Raw genomic sequence first — 17,378 nt, 5'->3', positions numbered from 1 at the left:
CGATCGATCTCCCTGAATGTCCGCGAAGAGACGCCAACAGGGAGTGACGCATGGCCACCGCCGCCAAAAAAGCGCCCGCAAAATCCAGATCCGACAAACAGCCCAATCTGTCAGCGCCCAAACCGGCGGATTTCACCAAGGAAGAAGAGCTTTCCGCCTACCGTCACATGCTTTTGATCCGCCGCTTCGAGGAGAAGGCGGGCCAGCTCTACGGCATGGGCTTCATTGGCGGCTTCTGCCATCTCTATATCGGCCAGGAGGCCGTCGTCACCGGCATGAAGATGGCGCTGGTCGAAGGCGACCAGATGATCACCGCCTATCGCGACCATGGCCACATGCTGGCGATGGAGCTGTCGCCGCGCGGCGTCATGGCCGAGCTCACCGGCCGCCGTGGTGGCCTGTCGAAGGGCAAGGGCGGCTCGATGCACATGTTCTCCAAGGAGAAGCATTTCTATGGCGGCCACGGCATTGTCGGCGCGCAGGTGTCGCTCGGCACCGGTCTCGCCTTCGCCAACCGCTACCGCGACAACAAGAATGTCTCGCTGACCTATTTCGGCGATGGCGCCGCCAACCAGGGCCAGGTCTATGAAAGCTTCAACATGGCCTCGCTGTGGAAGCTGCCGGTGATCTACATTATCGAGAACAACCGCTACGCCATGGGCACGTCCGTGTCGCGTTCGTCGGCCGAGACCGACTTCTCGCATCGCGGCGCTTCCTTCAAGATTCCCGGCATCCAGGTCGACGGCATGGACGTCCGCGCGGTGAAGTCGGCGGCCGATCTCGCGACCGAATGGTGCCGTGCCGGAAACGGTCCGCTCATCCTCGAGATGCAGACCTACCGCTATCGAGGCCATTCGATGTCCGACCCGGCAAAATACCGCTCCAAGGAGGAGGTGCAGAAGATGCGCTCCGAGCATGACCCGATCGAGCAGGTCCGGGTGCGGCTGCTCGACAAGAAGTGGGCAAGCGAGGACGAGCTCAAGGCCATCGACAAGGAAGTCCGCGACATCGTCGCCGACGCCGCCGAATTCGCCCAGAACGACGCCGAGCCGGATCCGTCCGAGCTCTGGACCGACATCGTACTCTAAGGAGAGGGCAAGGACATGCCGATCGAAATTCTCATGCCCGCGCTGTCGCCGACGATGGAAGAGGGCAATCTTTCCAAATGGCTGAAGAACGAAGGCGACAAGGTCGTCGCCGGTGACGTGATCGCCGAGATCGAGACCGACAAGGCGACGATGGAGGTCGAAGCTGTCGACGAAGGCACGCTGGCCAAGATCGTGGTTCCCGCCGGCAGCGAAGGCGTCAAGGTCAACGCGGTCATCGCCGTGCTTGCCGTCGACGGCGAGGACGTCGACAAGGCCGGCGAGGGCATCGGCGAAGAAGAGCCCGCCAAGGCTGAAAAAGCCGCGCCGGCCCCGGCGCAAGCTTCGGCCAAAAGCGAGGCGTCTGCCGCTGTCGCCGCCGCGCCGAAGGCGGAGATCGCCGCCGATCCGGATATTCCAGCCGGCACCGAGATGGTTTCCACCACGGTGCGCGAAGCGCTTCGTGACGCCATGGCCGAGGAGATGCGCCGCGACGGCGATGTCTTCGTCATGGGCGAGGAAGTCGCCGAGTACCAAGGCGCCTACAAGATCACGCAGGGCCTGCTGCAGGAATTCGGGCCGAGGCGCGTCGTCGACACGCCGATCACCGAGCATGGCTTTGCCGGTGTCGGCGTCGGCGCCGCGATGGCGGGGCTGAAGCCGATCGTCGAGTTCATGACCTTCAACTTCGCCATGCAGGCGATCGACCAGATCATCAACTCGGCCGCCAAGACGCTCTATATGTCCGGCGGCCAGATGGGCGCGCCGATCGTGTTCCGTGGTCCCAACGGTGCGGCGGCCCGCGTCGCCGCCCAGCACTCGCAATGCTATGCCGCCTGGTACAGCCATATCCCCGGCCTGAAGGTGGTGATGCCCTATACGGCTGCCGACGCCAAGGGCCTGCTCAAGGCCGCGATCCGCGACCCGAACCCGGTCATCTTCCTGGAGAACGAGATCCTCTACGGCCATTCCTTCGACGTGCCGAAGCTCGACGACTTCGTGCTGCCGATCGGCAAGGCGCGTATCCACAAGCAGGGCAAGGACGTCACCCTCGTCTCCTTCGGCATCGGCATGACCTATGCGCTCAAGGCGGAAGCCGAGTTGCGCGGCATGGGCATCGACGCCGAGATCATCGATTTGAGAACCATCCGCCCGCTCGACTTCGACACGATCATCGCCTCGGTGAAGAAGACCAACCGTCTCGTGGTGGTGGAAGAAGGTTTTCCGCAGAACTCGGTCGGCGATCACATCGCCAACCAGGTCTCGCAGCGCGCCTTCGATTTCCTCGATGCGCCGGTGATCACCATTGCCGGCAAGGACGTTCCCATGCCTTACGCGGCGAACCTCGAGAAGCTGGCGCTGCCCAACGTCGGCGAAGTCGTCGAGGCCGTCAAAGCCGTCACTTATCGCTGAGCCGGTCGGGAGGACATCATGCCAATCAACATCACCATGCCGGCGCTCTCTCCGACCATGGAAGAGGGCAATCTGTCAAAATGGCTGGTCAAGGAAGGCGATAAGGTTTCGCCGGGCGATGTGATCGCCGAGATCGAGACCGACAAGGCGACGATGGAGGTCGAAGCCGTCGATGAAGGCACAATCGCCAAGCTGGTGGTTCCGGCCGGCACCGAAGGCGTCAAGGTCAACGCGCTGATCGCCATCCTGGCCGGTGAAGGCGAGGATGCCGCGGCCGCTGTCAAGAGCGGCGGCGGCGCCGCGCCCAAGGCCGAAGCGCCGAAAGCGGATGCCCCGAAGGCCGAGCCGCCCAAGGAAGCGCCCAAGCCGGCAGCAGCCGCCGCGACGCCCGCGCCGGCGAAGGCCGAGCCTGCTCCCGTCGCCAACGGCCACGCCCCCGGCGATCGCGTCTTCGCATCGCCGCTGGCCCGCCGCATCGCCAAGGATGCCGGCGTCGACGTAACGGCGCTGACTGGCTCCGGTCCGCATGGCCGCGTGGTGAAGGTCGATGTCGAGGCGGCGATCGCTTCCGGTGGCGCTCCGGCTGCGAAGGCGCCCGCCGGCGCCCCATCCGCTCCGGCGCCCGCGCCGAAACCGATGTCGGACGACCAGGTGCTGAAGCTGTTCGCCGAAGGCTCCTACGAGCTCGTGCCGCACGACAACATGCGCAAGACCATCGCGCGCCGCCTGGTCGAGGCGAAGTCCACCATCCCGCATTTCTATTTGACGCTCGATTGCGAGCTCGATGCGCTGCTTGCGCTGCGCACGCAGCTCAATGCCGCAGCCCCGATGCGGAAGACCGAGAAGGGCGAGGCGCCAGCCTATAAGCTCTCGGTCAACGACATGGTGATCAAGGCCATGGCGATGGCGCTGATGGCGGTGCCGGACGCCAATGCCTCCTGGACCGACAACGCCATGGTCAAGCACAAGCACGCCGATGTCGGCGTTGCCGTCTCGATCCCCGGCGGCCTGATCACGCCGATCATCCGGCATGCAGACGAAAAGACGCTGTCGGTCATCTCCAACGAGATGAAGGACCTGGCCAGCCGCGCCAGGAGCCGCAAGCTGAAGCCGGAAGAATATCAGGGCGGCACGACGGCGGTGTCCAATCTCGGCATGTTCGGCGTCAAGGACTTTGCCGCCGTCATCAACCCGCCGCATGCGACGATTCTGGCGGTCGGCGCCGGGGAGGAACGGGCGGTGGTCAAGAAGGGCGAGATCAGAATAGCCACCGTGATGTCGGTGACCTTGTCGACCGATCACCGCGCCGTCGACGGCGCGCTCGGCGCCGAGCTGCTCGGCGCCTTCAAGCGCTTGATCGAAAACCCGATGGGCATGCTGGTGTAAGAAGGGAAAAGGCGGTGCGGAAATTCTTCACCAGCCTTTTCACCCTGATTATTTTTAATCCCGACGGCGAGCTCTTCGCATGCCGGCGCGGCAGGCGCTCGCAGCCAGCTTTCGGCAAGGGTGGGGCAATCGCATGAAGACAATTCTCTGTTATGGCGACTCGCTGACCTGGGGCTATGACGCCGCCAATCTCGGCCGCCATGCGCTCGAGGACCGCTGGCCGAGCGTGCTTGGGGCTGAACTCGGCAACGATGTCGAAGTCATCGCCGAAGGCCTCAACGGCCGCACCACGGCCTTCGACGACCATCTGGCCGGCGCCGATCGCAACGGCGCCCGCATTCTGCCGACGATCCTGACCAGCCATGCGCCGCTCGATCTCGTTATCATCATGCTCGGCGCCAACGACATGAAGCCTTGGATTCACGGCAATCCGGTCGCAGCCAAGCAAGGCGTGCAGCGGCTGATCGATATCGTGCGCGGCCATGACTATCCGTTCGATTGGCCAGCGCCGCAGATCCTCATTGTCGCGCCGCCTGTCGTGACACGCACCGACAATGCCGAGTTCAAGGAAATGTTCGCCGGCGGCGACGACGCTTCCAAGCGTCTTGCGCCGCAGTATTCCTTGCTGGCCGACGAGGCCGGCTGCGGCTTCTTCGACGCCGGCACGGTCGCAACCACCACGCCGCTCGACGGCGTCCATCTCGATGCCGAGAACATGCGAAACATCGGCAAGGCTCTGGCGCCGCTCGTGCGCGTCATGCTCTCGCTCTAACCCTCAGAAAGATCAGGGAGAAAACCCGTGGCTGAATCCTACGACGTCATCATCATCGGCTCAGGCCCCGGCGGCTATGTCACGGCGGTGCGTTCCGCCCAGCTCGGCTTCAAGACGGCAATCGTCGAGCGCGAGCATCTTGGCGGCATCTGCCTGAATTGGGGCTGCATTCCGACCAAGGCGCTGCTGCGCTCGGCCGAGATCATGCATTATTCGGATCATCTGAAGGATTACGGGCTTAAGCTTGAAGGCGGTAAAATTATGCCCGACACCGCTGCCGTGGTCGACCGCTCGCGAAAAGTCTCGCTCAGGCTGAACACCGGTGTCGGCTTCCTGATGAAGAAGAACAAGGTCGATGTCATCTGGGGCGAGGCCAAGCTTTCCAAAGCCCCAGCCGGTGACAAACCGGGCGAGGTCGTCGTCTCAAAGACCGCGAAGAAGGCGATGGAGCCGCAGCCGCCGGTGCCGAAAGGCGTCAAGGGCGAGGGCACCTACACGGCCAAGCACATCATCCTGGCGACGGGCGCCAGGCCGCGCGCGCTGCCCGGCATCGAGCCGGACGGCAAGCTGATCTGGACCTATTTCGAGGCCATGGTGCCGAAGGAAATGCCGAAATCGCTGTTGGTGATGGGTTCGGGTGCCATCGGCATCGAATTCGCCTCGTTCTACCGCACCATGGGCGCCGATGTGACGGTGGTCGAGCTGCTGCCGGCGGTAATGCCGGTCGAGGACGCCGAGGTCTCGAAATTCGCGCAAAAACAGTTCGAGAAGCAGGGCATGAAGATCCTCCTCGAGGCCAAGGTGACCAAGGTTGAAAAGGGCGCCAATTCGGTCACCGCGCATGTCGAGATGAAGGACGGCAAGGTCGAGAAGATCACCGCCGACCGCATGATCTCGGCCGTCGGCGTGCAGGGCAACATCGAGAATCTCGGCCTTGAAGCGCTTGGCGTGAAGACGGATCGCGGCTGCGTGGTCGTCGACGGCTACGGCAAGACCAATGTGCCCGGCATCTACGCCATCGGCGACGTCGCCGGCCCGCCTATGCTCGCCCACAAGGCCGAGCATGAGGGCGTTGTCTGCGTCGAGAAGATAGCCAATTTCCCGGGCGTGCACCCCATCGACAAGCTGAAGATCCCCGGCTGCACCTATTGCAGCCCGCAGGTCGCGTCCGTCGGCCTGACCGAAGCGAAGGCCAAGGCGGAAGGCAAGGATATCCGCGTCGGCCGCTTCCCTTTCAGCGCCAACGGCAAGGCCATCGCGCTCGGCGAGGACCAGGGCTTCGTCAAGACCATCTTCGACAAGAAGACCGGCCAGCTGCTCGGCGCGCACATGGTCGGCGCCGAGGTGACTGAGCTCATCCAGGGTTTTGTCGTGGCGATGAACCTGGAGACCACCGAGGAAGAGCTGATGCACACGATCTTCCCGCATCCGACACTGTCGGAGATGATGAAGGAGAGCGTGCTCGACGCCTATGGCCGCGCTTTGAACGCCTGATGAGCAACCAATCGGTGATAAGTCACCAACCGGTGATCGACGGCCAATCCGTGCTAACGTTGTCGGGCGAGACTCACACGCGGCAGCCGGAGAAAGCTGACGGCAAGGCGGTTCGTATCCGGATGCATTTTCACCTGATCGAGGAGGAATTAGCACATGCATATGAATGGCGTCGGCTGGATCGCAGCCATCATTGTCGGCGGCCTGGCGGGTTGGCTGGCCGAGATGGTCATGAAGAGCAACACTGGTATCTTCATGAACATCATCATGGGGATTGTCGGTGCCATAGTGCTGAACGCGATCCTGCAGGCCCTCAACATCCAGTCATTCGGCGTCGGCTGGGTCGCCTATCTGATCACCGGCTTCATCGGTGCCTGCCTGCTGATCTTCGTCGGACGGCTCGTGCGTCGCTGACCCAAAGCCACCGTTATGCGAAAATGGCCGTGGCGGCACGCGCTGCCGCGGCCTTTTTCTTTGTCCCGAAAAGTCCTAGATGACGCAAGGCAGGCGGCTGGCGAAATCGCGGCCGCGAAGGGTTTGAGATGGTCACAGTCGTAGACACGATCGCCAACCGGCCGCGCCCGCGGCATCCCGAGAAGGCGCACAGGCCCGACCAGGAGGTGCTGCGCAAGCCCGACTGGATCCGCGTCAAAGCGCCGGTTTCGAAGGGCTATGCCGAAACGCGCGAGATCGTGAAGTCGCACAAGCTGGTAACGGTGTGCGAGGAAGCCGGCTGCCCGAATATCGGCGAATGCTGGGACAAGAAGCACGCCACCTTCATGATCATGGGCGAGATCTGCACGCGTGCCTGCGCCTTCTGCAATGTCGCGACCGGCATCCCGACCGCGCTCGATCCGGATGAGCCGGCGCGCGTGGCGCATGCCGTCAAGCAGATGGGATTGAGCCATGTCGTCATCACCTCCGTCGACCGCGACGATCTTGCCGACGGCGGCGCGCAGCACTTCGCCGACGTCATCCGCGCTATCCGCAAGGCAACGCCTTCGACGACGATCGAGATCCTGACACCCGACTTCCTGCGCAAGGACGGCGCGCTGGAGATCGTCGTTGCCGCCAAGCCCGACGTCTTCAACCACAATCTCGAAACCGTGCCGTCGAATTATCTGACGGTTCGCCCCGGCGCGCGTTATTTCCATTCGATCCGGCTTTTGCAGCGGGTCAAGGAACTCGACCCCTCGATCTTCACCAAATCCGGCATCATGGTCGGCCTCGGCGAGGAGCGGAACGAAGTGCTGCAGTTGATGGACGATCTGCGCTCTGCCAATGTCGACTTCATGACCATCGGCCAGTATCTGCAACCTTCGAAGAAGCACCATCCGGTGATCCGCTTCATCCCGCCGGACGAGTTCAAGTCCTACGAGACCATCGGCAAGACCAAGGGTTTCCTGTTGATGGCGTCGAGCCCGCTGACGCGCTCCTCGCACCATGCCGGCGAGGATTTCGCCAGGCTGCGCGCTGCGCGCGAGGCGCAGCTCGCGAAGGCCAGCTGACCTTCAATGCCGAAATTCGAGGCGACACGCCGCGTCGCGCATTCACCCGACGAGATGTTCGCGCTGGTGGCGGATATCGAGGCTTACCCGCAATTCCTGCCGCTCTGTGAATCGCTCACCGTGCGCTCGCGCAAGGAGCGTGACGGCCGCACTATCCTGGTTGCCGACATGAGCATCGGCTACAAGGCGATCCGCGAGACCTTCACGACCCAGGTGCTGCTGAAGCCCGACGAGAAAGCGATCGACGTCAAATACATAGACGGCCCGTTTAAATATCTCAGCAATATCTGGCGCTTCGATCCCGCGACCAGCGGCTGCGAGGTGCATTTCTTCATCGACTACGAGTTCAAGAGCCGCATCCTCGGCGCCGTGATGGGCACGATGTTCGACCGCGCCTTCCGCATGTTCTCGGAAGCCTTCGAGAAACGGGCAAACGTGATTTACGGTGTAAAGCCCGCCTAACGTTCGCCCAGCGCGCGCAAGCCGAGTTGCAGCGCGTGCCTCACCGTCTCGTGCCGGATGAATTCGCGGCCCTTGTGACCGAACAGCTGCCGCTCAGCGATTACCGGTTGTCCGGCAAGCGCTATCCCGAACCAGACAAGGCCGACCGGCTTGTCGGCCGAGCCGCCGCTGGGGCCGGCAATGCCGGTGACGGCGAGCGCCAGGCTTGCCTGCGAATGCGTCAGCGCCCCCGCCGCCATTTCCAGCACCGTCTCGCGCGAGACCGCACCATACGCGTCGAGCGTGGCGGCGGAGATGCCGAGCATCTCCATCTTTGCTTCGTTGGAATAAGTGACGAAGCCGCGATCGACCACGGCGGAAGACCCGGCGATATCGGTGAGCGCCGCGATGATCAGGCCGCCGGTGCAGCTTTCGGCCGTCGCCAGCATAACACCGCGCTGCTGGCAGGCCTGGAGCAGCGCATTTGCGAGTTCGGCGTTGCTCATGCCGGCACCTCGCCCGGATAGACGACACTGGCGGTGGCGATCGCGGCGATACCTTCGCCGCGCCCGACGAAGCCGAGCTTCTCGTTGGTTGTCGCCTTGATCGAAATGCGCTCGGGCGCGATGCCGAGCATGGCTGCGAGCGCTTGCGTCATCGCCGCGCGATGCGGCCCGACGCGCGGCGCCTCGCAGATCAGTGTGATGTCGGCATTGGCGATACGGCCGCCGCGCTCGCGCACCAGCTTCGCCGCGTGCTCGACGAATATCTTCGAGGCAGCACCCTTCCATTGCGGATCGGACGGTGGGAAATGCGTGCCGATATCGCCGGCGCCGCAGGTGGCGAGCAACGCATCGGTCAGCGCATGCAGCCCGACATCGGCGTCCGAATGCCCGGAGAGTTTGCGATCATAGGGAATGGAGACGCCGCAGAGCGTTACATGGTCGCCGGGCTCGAACGCGTGCACGTCATAGCCGTTGCCGGTGCGAATATCCGGGAAGCGCTGCTGCGCGCTCGAAAGCCGCTGGTCGGCCAATGCGATGTCCCTTGCCCAGGTGAGTTTGACATTGTCCGGCGATCCGGGAACGATCTTGACCGGTATCTGTGCCCATTCGGCGATCGCCGCGTCGTCGGTGAACTCCGTCTTGCCCAGATGATGCGCCTTCTCATGCGCGGCGAGCAGCGGCCAGAACGGAAAGCCCTGCGGCGTCTGCGCGGCATGAAGGCCGGCTCTCGACACCGTCTCGTCGATCATGCCGGCGGCCGATTCCCGCTTCAGCGTGTCGGCGACAGGCAGCGCCGGCAACGCGCCCTGGCGCTCGCCGATGGCTTCGATGGTGCGGTCGATCAGCCCGGCGTCGACGAAGGGTCGCACGGCGTCATGCACCAGCACTTTTGCCGGTGCCTGGTCCCTCAGCGCCAGGAGGCCGAGCCGGACGGACGCCTGGCGCGAAGGGCCGCCGATCACGGCGACAAGACGGTCGCCATGCGCTTCGGCCGCGCGTTCGAAGAGTTCGGCATCGTCGGCATGGATGGCCACGACCACGGGACCGATCATCGGATGGGAGAGGAAGATATCCAGCGTATGCGCGATAACGGCACGGCCGCCGATGCGCTGATATTGCTTCGGACCGTCCGCCTGTCCGGCGCGCGCGCCACGGCCGGCGGCAACGATCACCACTCCGATCCCGCCGTTCAGGCCTGTCGCTTGCTTTTCACTTGCCTCGCTCATTCCGATCGGTCCTAGTCGGGGTGATGGCCGAAGGCCAGCTTTTTCCAAAATGCGCCTTAATGTGACGTCATTGCGCGTTGCACAATGCCACACTTCTGGCTAGAGAATGTGCAACGATCGAACATGCTTGGTTTTTGTGCATGGCTGAACTGACCAAATTGGCATCGCCTCTTGATGTCGGCGGCGTGAAAATCCGTAATCGGGTTTTCCTGGCGCCGATGTCGGGCATCACCGACGAGCCGTTCCGGCAGCGCGCGCACGCGCATGGCGCGGGATTGGTCGTTTCGGAAATGGTGGCGAGCGGCGAACTGGCCAAGGGCAGGGCAGGCTGCGACCTTCGCATCCGTCATTCCGGTCTGCCGGTGCATATGGTGCAGCTTGCCGGCCGCGAGGCCGCGCACATGGCTGAGGGCGCGCGAATCGCGACGGGCGAGGGCGCCGATATCATCGACATCAATATGGGCTGCCCGGCGAAGAAGGTGACCGGCGGCTATGCCGGCTCGGCGCTGATGCGCGACCTCGACCATGCGCTGTCGCTAATCGAGGCGGTGGTCGGCGCCGTTTCGGTGCCGGTGACCGTCAAAATGCGGCTCGGCTGGGACGAAAGCGCGCTCAACGCGCCGATGCTGGCGCGCCGCGCCGAACAGGCCGGCGTCAGCATGGTGACCGTGCATGGCCGCACGCGCTGCCAGTTCTATCAGGGCAAGGCCGACTGGCGCGCCATCGCCCGCGTCAAGCAAGCCGTCTCGATCCCGGTCGTGGCCAATGGCGATGTCGGCTCGCCGGAAGAGGCGGCGACAATCCTCGAACAGTCCGGCGCCGACGCGGTGATGATCGGTCGCGCGCATTACGGCGCGCCGTGGATTGCAGGAAGCATCGCCTCAATTGCCGGTGGTGTATCTGCGCCCGGCATTCCGCACATGCCGCAGGCGCTCGCCGACTATGTCGTGTCGCATTACGAGGACATGCTCTCGCTCTACGGCGCCGAAAGCGGCCTGCGTCAGGCGCGCAAGCATCTCGGCTGGTATCTCGACCGTCACGCTTCCGATGTCTCAGCCGAGCAGCGCAAAGCCATTCTCACGTCCTTCAAGCCGGGTGAAGTCGTTGCCGAACTGGGCCGCGTCTTCGCCGATGGCGCGCACCCGGCCAGCCTGAGGAGCGCGGCATGAAGGCGGACGTGCCACACCAGGCCGATATGGCGGATGCCGCCAACATCGTGCTCAACACCATCCGCCGCCCGGTGATCATGGTCGATCCGGACGGCTTCATCACATTCGCCAACGCCGATGCCGAGGACTTCTTCCGCTCCAGCGCGAATATGCTCGCCCGCAACACGCTGTCCAAGCTGGTGCCCTTCGGGAGTCCGTTGCTGACGCTGGTCGACCAGGTGCGCGAACGCCGCGCGCCGGTCAACGAATACCGCGTCGACGTCTCGTCGCCGCGCCTCGGCATCGAAAAGATGGTCGATCTCTATGTCGCGCCGGTGCCGGAATTTCCGGGCTCGGTCGTCGTCATGTTCCAGGAACGGTCGATGGCCGACAAGATCGACCGCCAGATGACGCATCGCGGCGCAGCGCGCTCCGTCACCGGTCTTGCCGCGATGCTGGCGCATGAAATCAAGAACCCGCTCTCCGGCATCCGCGGCGCCGCCCAGTTGCTCGAGCTTTCCGCCTCCGATGAAGATCGCGCGCTGACCCGCCTGATCACCGACGAGACCGACCGCATCGTCTCACTGGTCGACCGCATGGAAGTGTTCTCCGATGAGCGGCCGATCGAACGCTATCCGGTCAACATCCATGTCGTGCTCGACCATGTGAAGGCGATTGCCAAGAACGGTTTTGCAAGACGGATCAAGATCTTGGAGGAATATGATCCATCATTGCCTCCGGTCTTCGCCAACCGCGATCAACTGGTCCAGGTCTTCCTCAACCTGGTCAAGAACGCCGCCGAGGCGATCGGCGCCGACCCGCAAGGCGAGATCGCGCTGTCGACGGCCTTCCGCCCAGGCATCCGCGTCTCGGTACCCGGAACGCAGGACCGGGTGTCGTTGCCGCTGGAATTCTGCGTGCATGACAACGGTCCAGGCGTTTCCGAGGACATCCTGCCGATCCTGTTCGATCCGTTCATCACCACCAAGCCGAACGGCTCCGGACTTGGCCTTGCGCTGGTCGCCAAGATCGTCGGCGAGCATGGCGGCATCATCGAATGCGATTCGACGCCGCGCGGGACGACGTTTCGCATCCTGCTTCCAGCCTGGAAGGAGGCCGCACCAAGCGCCGGCGATGAAGCTGAAGGAGACCGCACATGACCGCTCGCGGCAATATTCTCGTCGCCGATGACGATGCGGCCATCCGCACCGTGCTCAACCAGGCACTGTCACGCGTCGGCCACGAGGTGCGCGTGACCTCCAATGCCTCGACGCTGTGGCGTTGGGTTGCGGCGGGCGAGGGCGATCTCGTCATCACCGACGTGGTGATGCCCGACGAAAACGCCTTCGACATGCTGCCGCGCATCAAGAAGGCGCGGCCCGAGCTGCCGGTCATCGTCATGAGCGCCCAGAACACGTTCATGACCGCCATCCGCGCCTCCGAGACCGGCGCCTACGAATATCTGCCGAAGCCGTTCGACCTGACGGAGCTGCTCAACATCGTCAGCCGGGCGCTGGCCGAGCCGAAGCGGCCGAAGCTCGATGGCCGCGCGGAAGACCAGCCGGAGACGATGCCGCTGGTCGGCCGATCCGCCGCCATGCAGGACATCTACCGCATGCTGGCGCGCATGATGCAGACCGACCTCACGGTCATGATCAGCGGCGAGTCCGGCACCGGCAAGGAGCTGGTGGCGCGCGCGCTGCACGAATATGGCCGCCGTCGCGGCGGCCCGTTCGTGGCCATCAACATGGCGGCGATCCCGCGCGACCTGATCGAATCGGAATTGTTCGGCCACGAGAAGGGCGCCTTCACCGGGGCACAGAACCGCTCCAGCGGCCGGTTCGAACAGGCCGAGGGCGGCACGCTGTTCCTCGACGAGATCGGCGACATGCCGATGGAAGCGCAGACCCGGCTGCTGCGCGTGCTGCAGCAGGGCGAATACACCACTGTCGGCGGCCGCACGCCGATCAAGACCGACGTCCGTATCGTCGCGGCCACAAACAAGGACCTGCGCACGCTCATCAACCAGGGCCTGTTCCGCGAGGACCTGTTCTATCGTCTCAACGTCGTGCCGCTCAGGCTGCCGGCGCTGCGCGAGCGTTCCGAGGACATTCCCGACCTGGTGCGGCATTTCTTCAAGCAGGGCGCCAGCGAGGGCCTGCAGACCAAGCGCATATCCTCCGGCGGCATCGAGCTTATGAAACGCTATCCCTGGCCGGGCAATGTGCGCGAGCTTGAAAACCTGGTGCGCCGGCTGGCCGCCCTCTACTCGCAGGACGAGATTTCATCGGAAATCATAGAATCGGAGCTGAAAACCGGCGAAAGGCCGGTCGTGCCGGACGGCGGCGCGCTCATCCCCGACGATCTGTCGATCGGCCAGGCTGTCGAGCATTTCCTGCAGCGCTACTTCGCCTCCTTCGCCGGCGAATTGCCGCCGGCCGGGCTCTACCAGCGCATTCTTGCCGAGGTCGAGTATCCGCTGGTGCTGGCTTCGATGACGGCGACGCGCGGCAACCAGATCAAGGCGGCGGAGCTTTTGGGGCTCAACCGCAACACGCTGCGCAAGAAGATCCGCGAGCTCGGCGTCAACGTCTACAAATCAGCCAGGCAGCCGTAACGTCACCTCGTCCCGCCGGTGAATTTTGTCTGGGAAAGATTATCTTCCCGGCCACACTTGTTGCATAATCGCCACAATGCGTTGCATACATCCGACGCGATGACCGACTCTGTACCGCGACATGGCAGCTGAGGCTCCGACCCTGACCCAACCGCTTTTCAACCAGACCGGCACGCGTGACGGGCGACGGTTGCTGGCGTTGCCCGGCGTGGTCGCCATTGCCGGCGCGGTGATCACGGCGGCCATATCGTTTGCGATCCTGGTCGGCGCAACGCCGATCGCGCCGACCGCTGACGCGACCTGGGCCCTGATCGCGGCCAATGCCGTCTTTGTGCTGTTCCTCATCGCCTTGATCGCCCGCGAGGTGCGTCGCATCGTTCTGGCACGGCGCCACGGCAGGGCTGCCTCGCGGCTGCATGTGCGCATCGTCGCCATGTTCGCACTGGTTGCCGCCATTCCGGCCATCATGGTGGCGATCATCGCCTCGATCACGCTCGACATCGGCCTCGACCGCTGGTTCGAAATCCGCACCAAGACGATCGTCAACTCGTCGCTGTCGATCGCCGACGCCTATGTGCAGGAGAACGCGCGTAACCTGCAGGGCACGACATTGTCGATGGCATACGATCTCGATGCCTCGCGCACGCTTTACGGTCTCGACAAGGGCGGTTTCCTCGATCTGTTGAACAAGGAGGCCGTCGGGCGCGGCCTGGCGCATGCGGCCCTTATCAAGCCGGACGGCTCGTTCGTCATGAACGCCAAGACCGACGCCGACTTCCCCATGCCCGAGCCGCCCTCGGGCGCTGTCGACACCGCGGCCGAGGGCAAGCCGGTGCTGATAGAACCGCGCACCCGCAACATCATGGGCGCCATTATCAAGCTGCGCGAGATCGAAGGGCTTTACCTCTACACGATCCGGCTGGTTGATCCCGACGTGATCAAGGCGCGCCAGATCGTCAGGGGCAACACCGACGAATACCGCAACCTGGAAGACAACCGCCGGACCTCGCAGGTCGCCTTCGCGTTGCCTTATCTGTCGCTCACGCTGATCATCACACTTTCGGCGATCTGGACTGGCATCGCGGTCGCAGACCGGATCGTGCGGCCGATCCGCCAGCTGATCGGCGCCGCCGACGAGGTGGCGACCGGCAATCTCGACGTTGCCGTTCCAGTGCGCCAGTCCGATGGCGACGTCGCCTCGCTCGGCGAGACCTTCAACAACATGATCCTGGAGCTCAAATCGCAACGCAACGAGCTGCTCTCGGCCAAGGATCTGATCGACGAGCGCCGGCGTTTCTCCGAGGCGGTGCTTGCCGGCGTCACTGCCGGCGTCATCGGCGTCGACCCCTACGGCATCATCACCATCGTCAATCGCTCGGCCGAGACCATGCTGACGATTTCGGCGAATGCGGCGCTCGGCCAGAACCTTTCGACAGTCCTGCCGCTTGTCGGTCGCGTGTTCGAGATCGGGCGGCAGTCCGGCAAGCCGGTCTATCGCGAGCAGGTGACCTTCTTCCGCACCGGTCTGGAGCGCACCTTCAATGTCCAGGTAACGGTCGAATCCGGCGACGACGGCGAAGAAGAGAAATCCTATGTGGTGACGGTCGACGACATCACCGATCTCGTCCAGGCGCAGCGTTCGTCGGCCTGGGCCGATGTGGCGCGGCGCATCGCGCATGAGATCAAGAACCCGCTGACGCCGATCCAGCTTTCGGCCGAGCGCATCAGGCGCCGCTACGGCAAGGTCATCACCGAGGATCGCGAGGTGTTCGACCAGTGCACCGACACCATCATCCGCCAGGTCGAGGACATCGGCCGCATGGTCGACGAATTCTCGGCCTTCGCCCGCATGCCGAAGCCGGAGATGAAGGCGATCGACCTTCGTGAGTCGTTGCGCGAGGCGTCTTTCCTGGTCGAGGTCAGCCGCTCGGACATTGCCTTCCAGCGCGATTTCGGCAGTGAGCCGTTGAAAGGCACTTTCGACAGCCGCCTGATGGCTCAGGCCTTCGGCAACGTCATCAAGAACGCGGCCGAGGCGATCGACGGACTTGATGCGCAGGACCGTTCGGGCGGCACAATCCGGATTCAGGCTGGACGGCAAGATGGCGCCATACGAATCGACGTTATCGATAACGGCAAGGGGCTGCCGCGCGAGAATCGTCAAAGGCTTCTCGAGCCCTATATGACGACGCGCGAGAAGGGCACCGGGCTTGGCCTCGCTATCGTCAAAAAGATCGTGGAGGACCATGGCGGCCGTCTCGAATTGCACGACGCGCCAGCGGATTTTCATGGCGGCCGGGGCGCGATGATCTCGATCATCCTGCCCCCGGCCACGATCGTAGCCGCGCCGCCACGCGGTGAAGGTCGAAGCGAACACGAACGAGAAACTGAAAAGGTCGGTAATGGCGTCTGACATTCTCATCGTCGATGACGAGGAAGACATCCGCGAACTTGTCGCCGGTATATTGAGCGACGAGGGTCACGAAACCCGCACGGCCCATGATGCCGACAGCGCGCTTGCGGCGATTGCCGATCGCGCGCCGCGGCTGATTTTCCTCGATATCTGGCTGCAGGGCTCGCGCCTCGATGGCCTGGCGCTGCTCGACGAGATCAAGACCATGCATCCGAACATGCCGGTGGTCATGATCTCCGGCCACGGCAACATCGAAACGGCGGTGTCGGCCATCCGGCGCGGCGCGTATGATTTCATCGAGAAGCCGTTCAAGGCCGATCGCCTCATCCTGATCGCCGAGCGCGCCCTGGAAACGTCCAAGCTGCGGCGCGAGGTCTCCGACCTCAAGCAGCGCAGCGGCGAGACTTTCGACCTGATCGGCATGTCGTCGGCGATGAGCCAGCTGCGGCAGACCATCGAGCGCGTCGCGCCGACCAACAGCCGCGTCATGATCATCGGCCCCTCCGGCTCAGGCAAGGAACTGACGGCGCGGGCCATCCACACGCTGTCGTCGCGCAAGTCCGGTCCCTTCGTCACGCTGAGCGCGGCCACCATCACGCCCGAGCGCATGGAGATCGAGCTGTTCGGTACCGAATCGAACGGCACCGAGCGCAAGGTCGGCGCGCTGGAGGAGGCGCATCGCGGCATCCTCTACATCGACGAAGTCGCCGATATGCCGCGCGAAACGCAAAACAAGATCCTGCGCGTGCTGGTCGAGCAGCAATTCGAGCGGGTAGGCGGCACCAAGCGCGTCAAGGTCGATGTCCGCATCATTTCCTCGACCTCGCAGAACCTCGAAGCAATGATCGCCGACGGCCGCTTCCGCGAGGATCTTTACCATCGCCTGGCGGTGGTTCCGGTCATAGTGCCGGGGCTCGCTGAGCGGCGCGAGGACATTCCCTACCTCGTCGACAACTTCATGAAGCAGATCGCGCGCCAGGCCGGCATAAGGCCGCGCCGCATCGGCGACGATGCGCTGGCCGTGCTGCAGGCGCACAACTGGCCGGGCAACGTTCGCCAATTGCGTAACAATGTCGAGCGGCTGATGATCCTGGCGCGTGGCGAAGACGCCGATGCGCCGATCACCGCCGACCTTCTGCCGTCCGAGATCGGCGACGTCATGCCGCGTACGCCCAACCAGTCGGACCAGCACATCATGGCGCTGCCGCTGCGCGAGGCCCGCGAGCAATTCGAGAAGGACTACCTGATCGCCCAGATCAACCGCTTCGGCGGCAATATCTCGAAGACCGCCGAGTTCATCGGCATGGAACGATCGGCACTTCACCGCAAGCTGAAGTCGCTGGGTGTGTAGCGAGCCCTTGGCCCACGC

The 17,378-nt window shown here is 63.9% G+C and carries 15 protein-coding genes; 13 read left to right on the top strand and 2 right to left on the bottom strand.

The window, feature by feature from the left end; translation table 11 throughout:
- The first annotated feature begins 50 nt into the window (after positions 1 to 50).
- From pdhA to CK219_RS04280, 8 genes are all read left to right on the top strand, one after another.
- Positions 51 to 1,088 carry a pyruvate dehydrogenase (acetyl-transferring) E1 component subunit alpha gene (gene pdhA, locus CK219_RS04315; RefSeq protein ID WP_095765469.1) on the top strand — a complete coding sequence of 346 codons (1,038 nt, stop codon included), beginning with the start codon at positions 51 to 53 and terminating at the stop codon, positions 1,086 to 1,088.
- Positions 1,089 to 1,103: 15 nt separating this feature from the next.
- Positions 1,104 to 2,498: a pyruvate dehydrogenase complex E1 component subunit beta gene (locus CK219_RS04310; protein ID WP_095765468.1), complete on the top strand. Its 1,395-nt coding sequence runs from the start codon at positions 1,104 to 1,106 to the stop codon at positions 2,496 to 2,498.
- Positions 2,499 to 2,516: 18 nt separating this feature from the next.
- A complete protein-coding gene (locus CK219_RS04305; RefSeq protein WP_095765467.1) occupies positions 2,517 to 3,884 on the top strand; it encodes a pyruvate dehydrogenase complex dihydrolipoamide acetyltransferase in 1,368 nt (455 codons plus the stop codon).
- A 133-nt stretch (positions 3,885 to 4,017) separates the two neighbouring features.
- Positions 4,018 to 4,656 (top strand): SGNH/GDSL hydrolase family protein, encoded by a 639-nt coding sequence (locus tag CK219_RS04300; RefSeq protein ID WP_095765466.1) that lies wholly within the window; start codon positions 4,018 to 4,020, stop codon positions 4,654 to 4,656.
- Positions 4,657 to 4,683: 27 nt separating this feature from the next.
- The gene (gene lpdA, locus CK219_RS04295; protein WP_095765465.1) at positions 4,684 to 6,150 is read left to right on the top strand and encodes a dihydrolipoyl dehydrogenase; all 1,467 of its coding nucleotides are present in this window, start codon (positions 4,684 to 4,686) and stop codon (positions 6,148 to 6,150) included.
- A 156-nt stretch (positions 6,151 to 6,306) separates the two neighbouring features.
- Positions 6,307 to 6,564, top strand: coding sequence for a GlsB/YeaQ/YmgE family stress response membrane protein (locus tag CK219_RS04290; RefSeq protein ID WP_095765464.1), 258 nt, complete (start codon positions 6,307 to 6,309; stop codon positions 6,562 to 6,564).
- A gap of 128 nt (positions 6,565 to 6,692) precedes the next feature.
- The gene (gene lipA / locus CK219_RS04285) at positions 6,693 to 7,658 is read left to right on the top strand and encodes a lipoyl synthase (RefSeq protein WP_095765463.1); all 966 of its coding nucleotides are present in this window, start codon (positions 6,693 to 6,695) and stop codon (positions 7,656 to 7,658) included.
- Positions 7,659 to 7,664: 6 nt separating this feature from the next.
- Positions 7,665 to 8,120, top strand: coding sequence for a type II toxin-antitoxin system RatA family toxin (locus CK219_RS04280; RefSeq protein ID WP_095765462.1), 456 nt, complete (start codon positions 7,665 to 7,667; stop codon positions 8,118 to 8,120).
- On the opposite strand, the gene CK219_RS04275 is transcribed toward CK219_RS04280, so the two are convergent.
- Together CK219_RS04275 and CK219_RS04270 are read right to left on the bottom strand one after the other, a co-directional pair.
- On the bottom strand, positions 8,117 to 8,605 hold the full coding sequence (locus tag CK219_RS04275) for a CinA family protein (RefSeq protein WP_095765461.1): 489 nt from the start codon (positions 8,603 to 8,605) through the stop codon (positions 8,117 to 8,119). The genes CK219_RS04280 and CK219_RS04275 overlap by 4 nt on opposite strands.
- Positions 8,602 to 9,831, bottom strand: a complete 1,230-nt coding sequence (locus CK219_RS04270; RefSeq protein ID WP_095765460.1) for a bifunctional 2-C-methyl-D-erythritol 4-phosphate cytidylyltransferase/2-C-methyl-D-erythritol 2,4-cyclodiphosphate synthase — start codon at positions 9,829 to 9,831, stop codon at positions 8,602 to 8,604. The genes CK219_RS04275 and CK219_RS04270 overlap by 4 nt, the downstream gene beginning before the upstream one ends.
- A 140-nt stretch (positions 9,832 to 9,971) precedes the next feature.
- Here CK219_RS04270 and dusB point away from each other — a divergent pair, with 140 nt between their 5' ends.
- The 5 genes from dusB (at position 9,972) to CK219_RS04245 (ending at position 17,360) form a co-directional block, all read left to right on the top strand.
- A complete protein-coding gene (gene dusB, locus CK219_RS04265) occupies positions 9,972 to 11,000 on the top strand; it encodes a tRNA dihydrouridine synthase DusB (protein ID WP_095765459.1) in 1,029 nt (342 codons plus the stop codon).
- Positions 10,997 to 12,139 (top strand): nitrogen regulation protein NR(II), encoded by a 1,143-nt coding sequence (locus CK219_RS04260; protein WP_095765458.1) that lies wholly within the window; start codon positions 10,997 to 10,999, stop codon positions 12,137 to 12,139. Before dusB ends, CK219_RS04260 begins: the two co-directional genes overlap by 4 nt.
- Positions 12,136 to 13,596 (top strand): nitrogen regulation protein NR(I), encoded by a 1,461-nt coding sequence (gene ntrC, locus CK219_RS04255; protein WP_095765457.1) that lies wholly within the window; start codon positions 12,136 to 12,138, stop codon positions 13,594 to 13,596. Before CK219_RS04260 ends, ntrC begins: the two co-directional genes overlap by 4 nt.
- A gap of 121 nt (positions 13,597 to 13,717) precedes the next feature.
- Positions 13,718 to 16,009, top strand: a complete 2,292-nt coding sequence (locus CK219_RS04250) for a PAS domain-containing sensor histidine kinase (protein WP_095765456.1) — start codon at positions 13,718 to 13,720, stop codon at positions 16,007 to 16,009.
- Entirely contained in the window at positions 15,999 to 17,360 is a 1,362-nt protein-coding gene (locus tag CK219_RS04245; protein WP_095765455.1) for a sigma-54 dependent transcriptional regulator, read from the top strand. Before CK219_RS04250 ends, CK219_RS04245 begins: the two co-directional genes overlap by 11 nt.
- Positions 17,361 to 17,378 lie beyond the last annotated feature (18 nt).

Origin of the sequence: Mesorhizobium sp. WSM4313, from assembly GCF_002294725.1 — a bacterium.
In the GTDB taxonomy this organism is placed as follows: domain Bacteria; phylum Pseudomonadota; class Alphaproteobacteria; order Rhizobiales; family Rhizobiaceae; genus Mesorhizobium.
The sequence above is the reverse complement of the archived record's forward strand: the minus strand, read 5'-3'. Positions and strand labels throughout refer to the sequence as shown.

Coding starts and splice junctions, on each gene's coding strand:
- CK219_RS04260 (WP_095765458.1), top strand. CDS start 10,997: ATGAAGGCGGACGTGCCACACCAGGCCGATATGGCGGATGCCGCCAAC.
- CK219_RS04245 (WP_095765455.1), top strand. CDS start 15,999: ATGGCGTCTGACATTCTCATCGTCGATGACGAGGAAGACATCCGCGAA.
- dusB (WP_095765459.1), top strand. CDS start 9,972: ATGGCTGAACTGACCAAATTGGCATCGCCTCTTGATGTCGGCGGCGTG.
- CK219_RS04280 (WP_095765462.1), top strand. CDS start 7,665: ATGCCGAAATTCGAGGCGACACGCCGCGTCGCGCATTCACCCGACGAG.
- lipA (WP_095765463.1), top strand. CDS start 6,693: ATGGTCACAGTCGTAGACACGATCGCCAACCGGCCGCGCCCGCGGCAT.
- CK219_RS04305 (WP_095765467.1), top strand. CDS start 2,517: ATGCCAATCAACATCACCATGCCGGCGCTCTCTCCGACCATGGAAGAG.
- CK219_RS04275 (WP_095765461.1), bottom strand. CDS start 8,605: ATGAGCAACGCCGAACTCGCAAATGCGCTGCTCCAGGCCTGCCAGCAG.
- ntrC (WP_095765457.1), top strand. CDS start 12,136: ATGACCGCTCGCGGCAATATTCTCGTCGCCGATGACGATGCGGCCATC.
- pdhA (WP_095765469.1), top strand. CDS start 51: ATGGCCACCGCCGCCAAAAAAGCGCCCGCAAAATCCAGATCCGACAAA.
- CK219_RS04250 (WP_095765456.1), top strand. CDS start 13,718: ATGGCAGCTGAGGCTCCGACCCTGACCCAACCGCTTTTCAACCAGACC.
- CK219_RS04310 (WP_095765468.1), top strand. CDS start 1,104: ATGCCGATCGAAATTCTCATGCCCGCGCTGTCGCCGACGATGGAAGAG.
- CK219_RS04270 (WP_095765460.1), bottom strand. CDS start 9,831: ATGAGCGAGGCAAGTGAAAAGCAAGCGACAGGCCTGAACGGCGGGATC.
- CK219_RS04300 (WP_095765466.1), top strand. CDS start 4,018: ATGAAGACAATTCTCTGTTATGGCGACTCGCTGACCTGGGGCTATGAC.
- CK219_RS04290 (WP_095765464.1), top strand. CDS start 6,307: ATGCATATGAATGGCGTCGGCTGGATCGCAGCCATCATTGTCGGCGGC.